The sequence below is a fragment of the Microcoleus sp. AT8-A3 genome (genome assembly GCF_036705675.1).
Taxonomy (GTDB): Bacteria; Cyanobacteriota; Cyanobacteriia; order Cyanobacteriales; family Microcoleaceae; genus Microcoleus.
The window spans coordinates 1-6,073 of the sequence record NZ_JAUBVD010000076.1 but is presented as its reverse complement, the minus strand read 5'-3'; the positions used below and the strand labels follow the sequence as shown (position 1 = coordinate 6,073).

General features: G+C 41.2%; 2 protein-coding genes and 1 pseudogene. 1 reads left to right on the top strand and 2 read right to left on the bottom strand.

Annotated features, from left to right (window positions below; translation table 11 throughout):
- Positions 1–916, bottom strand: a pseudogene (locus QUB51_RS27235) (calcium-binding protein); the annotation flags it as partial.
- Between the two features lie 253 nt (positions 917–1,169).
- Positions 1,170–2,357, bottom strand: a complete 1,188-nt coding sequence (locus tag QUB51_RS27230) for a patatin-like phospholipase family protein (RefSeq protein WP_333212294.1) — start codon at positions 2,355–2,357, stop codon at positions 1,170–1,172.
- Between the two features lie 314 nt (positions 2,358–2,671).
- Between QUB51_RS27230 and QUB51_RS27225 the strand changes: the two genes are divergently transcribed.
- Positions 2,672–4,690 carry an NB-ARC domain-containing protein gene (locus QUB51_RS27225; protein WP_333212292.1) on the top strand — a complete coding sequence of 673 codons (2,019 nt, stop codon included), beginning with the start codon at positions 2,672–2,674 and terminating at the stop codon, positions 4,688–4,690.
- The last annotated feature ends 1,383 nt before the right edge of the window (positions 4,691–6,073 follow it).

Below are 6,073 nucleotides of genomic sequence, written 5' to 3'. Positions count from 1 at the left end.
CTGTCGATGTTCCGTTACCGCCACTGTTCGACGATGATCCGGTGTCACCACTCCGGGGGGTCAAAGTGACAGTATTGCCCGAAGAAGTGCTGACCTGTAAGCTGTAATCAGCAGAGGAAGCTAATGCAGTTTTACTGCTGACACGGATTCTGTATTCAGTATTTGCTTGGTACGGGACAGAAAGCAGCGCATTCTTACCACCGCCACCGTCATCATTGAAGTCAACAACTTCCCCAGTATTAGCGTTGACAACTTCCACATAAGGGTCAAAGCCATTTGTCGTGCTGCTGAGGGAAATTTTGATCGGTTCGCCCACCGAGGATATTTTGACTTGAAATTCATCAGCAAGTGTGCTGCCACTACTGGGAGCCTTGACCGGAAAAGTAAAGTCTTTGGCGCTCTCCAATTTACCAGCGAAGGTGATAGAGTTGCCCGTTAGAGGGCTGCTGCTGAAGTTGCTACCTCTCGCAACTAAACTAACATTACCATTAGGAACGCTGGCCCGCAAACTGTAGGGATAAGTAGACGACGGGCTGGTAAATGAATTCACGCTGGTGACGCGGACTTTGTACTTGGCGCTGCCGTCAATTGTCAAAGAATTAGGAATTGCCGGATCGTCAAATAAATCAATATTTCCGGCAGGCTGACCGGCTTCAATCAATGAGTTTAGACTCTCTGAAGATCCATCGTCTGAATCAGCAACCACCCGACCCGTATTGACATCTATAACTTGCAGAAACGGATCATATTTGCTGTTTCGATCTGTAGTTGTAAGAGCCAGCTTGAGTGCTTCCCCGATCGCATCTGTATTCAAGTCATATTCATCAGCCCGGGTGAAGCCACTAAGTTCAGGGGGAACTGGAAAAATAATGTCATTGTTATCCAATTGACCAGATTTTATATCAGAAGTAGCCATGGTAGTTTACCTCAAGAATTAAAATTTGTTGAAATGAATGATGTTGGAATTTCTGTAACTCAACATCAATATCGACTAAAGAAACCAGGTTTTTTACTGAATCTGTGGCCTTCAACGAAGTATTTTCGTAAAAAACCCAGTTTCTAGGACTTTATGCGTAAGTCAGATCGAAATTAGTGGGCTAATTTCTCTCAGAGAATGCCAGAAATCCTTGCAGGGGAAGAAATTTTCTGATCTTGACTCAATAGTGCTCTTACGATTGACTCAAATGAGGAATTACCTCCCGCATAGAATCCAAGAAGGAATGATGCGATGTCAGAGATTTAACAAGCTTACTCATATCCTCCTTGCATTCCTTAGTTTTAAGGAATTCTTCTGCTATCTCAACCAATAAATAGAGATTATCTGGATCGGCACTAAAAGCCTTGACATTCTCTGTCAGAAGCGGTTGAAAGCGGAAGTATTCGCTCTCTCCCTCAAGTAATTCTTTGGCAACATAATCATTGGCATCATTTGAACCATCAAACAATACATCTAGCATCGGGATACCTTTGACTATACTTACCCAATTCAAGCTACCCCACTCTTTCGCTTCTTCAACTGTAATCCGATTCAAAGCCATACCAGAACCAAAAGAAGCGACTACAGAAGGAAAATCTTTAAATTGTTTGCGTCCTTCGGCGATCGCACAAAGTACAGGGTTATTGGCAACAACACCGCCATCAATTAAAGGGATACCTTCATCCGGGATTTTTATAGTTGTCTCTTTCCCTGCTTTGGTAGCTGTTGTTGCCTTTACTTTAAGAGATTTAAGAAATTCCTTATTCTGGGTAACGTGAGCCGGAAAAGCCATAGGTGCAGCGCACGATGCTCTACAAACTTCCCACACTGGCATTGTTTTATACTCTTCTCGATAGTTCTTGAAGATTACAGCATCGTGATTATAGACATCGTAGCTTGGGATGACTACTAATTTTGGCAATTGACCAAATTCCTGACAGCCAAATACACTTTTGATTACCTCCTCCAGACCTTTGCCATCGGAGAAAGGTTGAAGCATAAATTTCTTGTCATTCTTATCTTCTTGACAAAATAGATGTAAAGGATCTAATTTGCTGAAGTCAATATTTTCCTGAATCACCTCACCCAACCAAACTTTCAAAGTCTCTTTGAAATTAGGAAAAATTTTCATGCCATTTTCTAGGTAAAATCCCTTCAGTTGTTTGGCGGAAAGTCCACTAGCTATTCCGCAAGCAATGAGGCTACCTGTGGAAGTTCCGGCAATGATATCAAAGTAATCTTTTAATTCCTTTTCGGGATTCTTTTCCTGTAGCTCTTCTTCTAGCTTTTCTAGCAAAACCGCCGTTAAAAGACCACGAATTACGCCACCGTCAAAAGAAAGAATATTGTATGGAGATTTTGGAGGTTTATGGGTGAACATTTCAGTTCCTCTCTGAATGATAGGTTGTTAATTTAGTGAATCGATACTAATTTCCAAAGTGTTCGTGATAAGAGAAGGTGTTACATAGTTGGCAATTTACAGATTTTTTTCATACTTACCTTATGCTCACGAGTCCTTTAGTTCGTAGTTACACAATAACCTTCTGACCTCAACCTCCACAGTGGGAAAAAGTCAGAAAAGGCCAGAAGTTTATATGAAGATTTGATAAATAAAGTAAAAAAAAGTAACAAGAGTTAGAAAAAGTGATAGTCTATAAGAGTAATTACTTAGTCACTGTTTTACACTTACAGCTAATGACTCTCGAAGAAGCCTTAGCCATTTTAGACACCCTACTCAAACCAGGCCACTTAAACGACGTTCAAGACCTAGTATTCCGCCAATCTTGGCAAGGACAGTCTTATCAAAACATGGCGGATACATCAGGATACGATGCCGACTACTTAAAAGATATTGGTTCCCAATTATGGCGAACAATTTCTTTGGCATTGGGAACTCAAGTCACAAAACGCAATATTCACTCAATCCTTGAATCATGTACACGCCCGTCTCCAGATAAAACACCGACAACAACATCACCCCATTTGCCCGATTGTTGGGCTAATTGTCACCTTTGGGAAGCTTTGGGCTTAAAACGTTATCCAGAGGAACAAGCGATCGCCTTCCCAAATCCTTCCTTAGTAACAAAAACCCACCACAATTTATCAGAGGCGATCGACGTTTCTATTTTCTACGGCCGTACTCAAGAATTAGCTACCCTTAAACATTGGATTTTACAAGATCGTTGCCGCTTAATTACCCTGATCGGTATGGGCGGGATTGGCAAAACTGCTTTATCGGTAAAGTTAGCAGAAGAAATTCAAAGTGAATTTGAATTTGTCATCTGGAAAAGCCTGCGAGATAGTTCACCTTTACCCGAAGAATTAGCTAAAATTATCCAATTTTTATCAAAGGAGCAAAATCCCGATTTACCCCAGGTTGTAGGCGAACGCATCTCTCTTCTTATCAAGTATTTACAGCAGCATCGGTGTCTGATTATCCTTGATGATTTAGACTTCCTTTGCCAGAGTGGTAGCTATGCAGGCACTTACCGCGACGGATTCTCTAACTACAGCCAACTTCTGAGACAAATTGCTGAAACCAATCACCAAAGTTGCGTGCTAATTGTCAGCAGAGAAAAAGCGAGAGAAATTGCATCTTTAACCGGAGCAACTTTACCCGTCCGATGCTTGCAACTTCAAGGTTTAGCACCATTCGCAGCCAAGGAAATCCTCAAACTTAAGTCTTTAATAGGAACCCCTGCTGAAGAAGCGGAACTAATAAAATGCTACCAAGGTAATCCTATAGCTTTAAAAATAGCAGCGAGTTCCATACAAGATTTATTTGCGGGAAATATTCGAGATTTCTTTGAACAAGAAGAAACTATTTTTAATGGCATTCGCCTTTGGTTAGATGAACAATTTAATCGCTTATCTCCGATAGAGAAACAAATTATTTACTGGTTAGCCATTAACCGAGAACCAGTTTTGCCTACAGAACTTCTAAATGATATCGTCCCGCCCGTTTTCCACGCAGAATTATTAGAAAGCTTAGAATCTCTCCAGTGGCGCTCTCTCATTGAAAAAGCCGCAATTCAAGTCCCGGAAAAAAGTATTTTTGGCTTCACTCAGCAGCCATTAATCAGAGATTATATCACAGAAAAAATAATTGAGCAACTATACCAAGAAATTACTAGAGAAGAGTGCAATAGTTCTACATCCTCTTGTTCCTTATTTCCTTTTATTCAAAACTATGCTCTGATTAAAGCTACAGCCGAAGAGTCGGTCAGAAAAAATCAAATTAGCGCCATTGTTACGCCTTTAATTTCCCGACTCCTAGTTACGTACAACACCACCGAAAAGTTAGCCGAAAAACTCAATTACATTTTAATCAAATTAGCAGAGCAGGGTGTAGCACCCGGATATGGGGCTGGTAATATCTTCAATTTATTATGTCAACTTCAACTAGATTTAACGGGCGCTGATTTTTCTGATATCACTATTTGGCAAGCAGATATGAGGGGTGTTAATCTGTACAAAGTTAACTTTTCTGGATCTAATTTGGCCAAATCTGTTTTTAGTACACCCATAGAAAATAGTCATAATTTAGTTAGAGATGACCGCGAACAAACCATTGAATTTTCAACTGTTGAAATGGAGAAGTATGACAAAAATCTCTCCCCTTCAAGAATTTATGAAGGCATGAATATCAAGGGCGTTACAGGTTTAACTCAAGGGCAAAAATCCTTGCTAAAAGCTTTAGGTGCTGTTGAGTAAGCTGCCCAATTATTTAAGTTGGCAACTAAAACGTCCAGATGTTCCGATGTTTATCGTTTAGTTGGTGGGTAATGCTGTGGGGCTAGACCACCCTAAAGCGCTTGTGACATTTCCTAAGTCTTGCGGGTTCGTAACAGTTTGTTACAAACCTAGTTAAATCTATAGGATTTAACCTAAAATGATTACAGGTAAAGCCACCGCAAACGCCAAATCGTAAAACGCCCAATCGTAAGCAGTTCTTTACCGAATATGACAGCCAAGACAACATTTTTGTTGAATCATTGAGGCGGATTTTGATTGACAGAGAAAATGGGATGCAAGCCCCGTCCTTTTAGGACGGCTTTATGCTATAGTTTAATTGGTTGAAATCCCCACCTAAGATTGCAGCGATATATACTCATCTTGAGTTGAAACCGGGACTGATCCAGTAATAGGGAAAGACCCAAGGGCAATGGTTAAAATCCAACCTGGAAGCAAAACAAAGTATTGTTAATGTTTTTTAAACAAAACGATACATATAGTCGGGATAGGGCATTGCCACGACTTAAAATGAACATGGAGGCGCTCGTAAGACTACTTCGGTAGCATTGGTCGATGAAGTGTTAAGAATCCTCTCGCCTTTAGGCAGGGGAGTATGTCAAAAAAGTAATTCCCCACTAGGTTGAGGGAATAGGGGGCTTGCCGTTTAGCATCTGGGTGCTAAATTCACTCAAAATGTCGATCGCTAGCAATCTCTAGTTTTTAACCCGCGGTTGCTCAATCATTTTCATGCTCAGCAATTGCCGATCGCTCAGAAACCCGGATTCTCTCCTACTCGATTGAGAGAGAAACCCGCTTGCTCAATCATTTTCCGGCTTTGAGCAATTGTCCTGAGCTCAGAAACCCAGATTCTCTCATACTCGATTGAGAGAGAAACCCGCTTGCTCAATCATTTTCCTGCTTTGAGCAATTGTCCTGAGCTCAGAAACCCAGATTCTCTCATACTCGATTGAGAGAGAAACCCGCTTGCTCAATCATTTTCCTGCTTTGAGCGATCGCCCGATCGCTCCGAAACCCAGTTGATCTATTGCCTTGCCCGTCAGAACTACCAACTTACTCAAAACTTAAAATTCGCTCTTGCTATTGTAAAGATTTCCCTTTATAATCATCATCAGCGGTAAAGAAACGTAAATTATATTCACACTCCACTCATTTTATGCTACAGCAGAGCTATGAGGTGGGAAGTTGTGACTAGAACAACGTCCGTTGTAATTATATCCATTTGGAGATTTGCGTAAATGACAATCGCAGTCGGACGCGCCCAGACCGAAAGAGGCATATTTGATGTCCTCGACGACTGGCTCAAACGCGATCGCTTCGTCTTCGTAGGCTGGTCTGGCATCC

Excerpts from the sequence above, each read along its gene's own strand:
- QUB51_RS27225 (WP_333212292.1), top strand. The coding sequence starts at position 2,672 with ATGACTCTCGAAGAAGCCTTAGCCATTTTAGACACCCTACTCAAACCA.
- QUB51_RS27230 (WP_333212294.1), bottom strand. The coding sequence starts at position 2,357 with ATGTTCACCCATAAACCTCCAAAATCTCCATACAATATTCTTTCTTTT.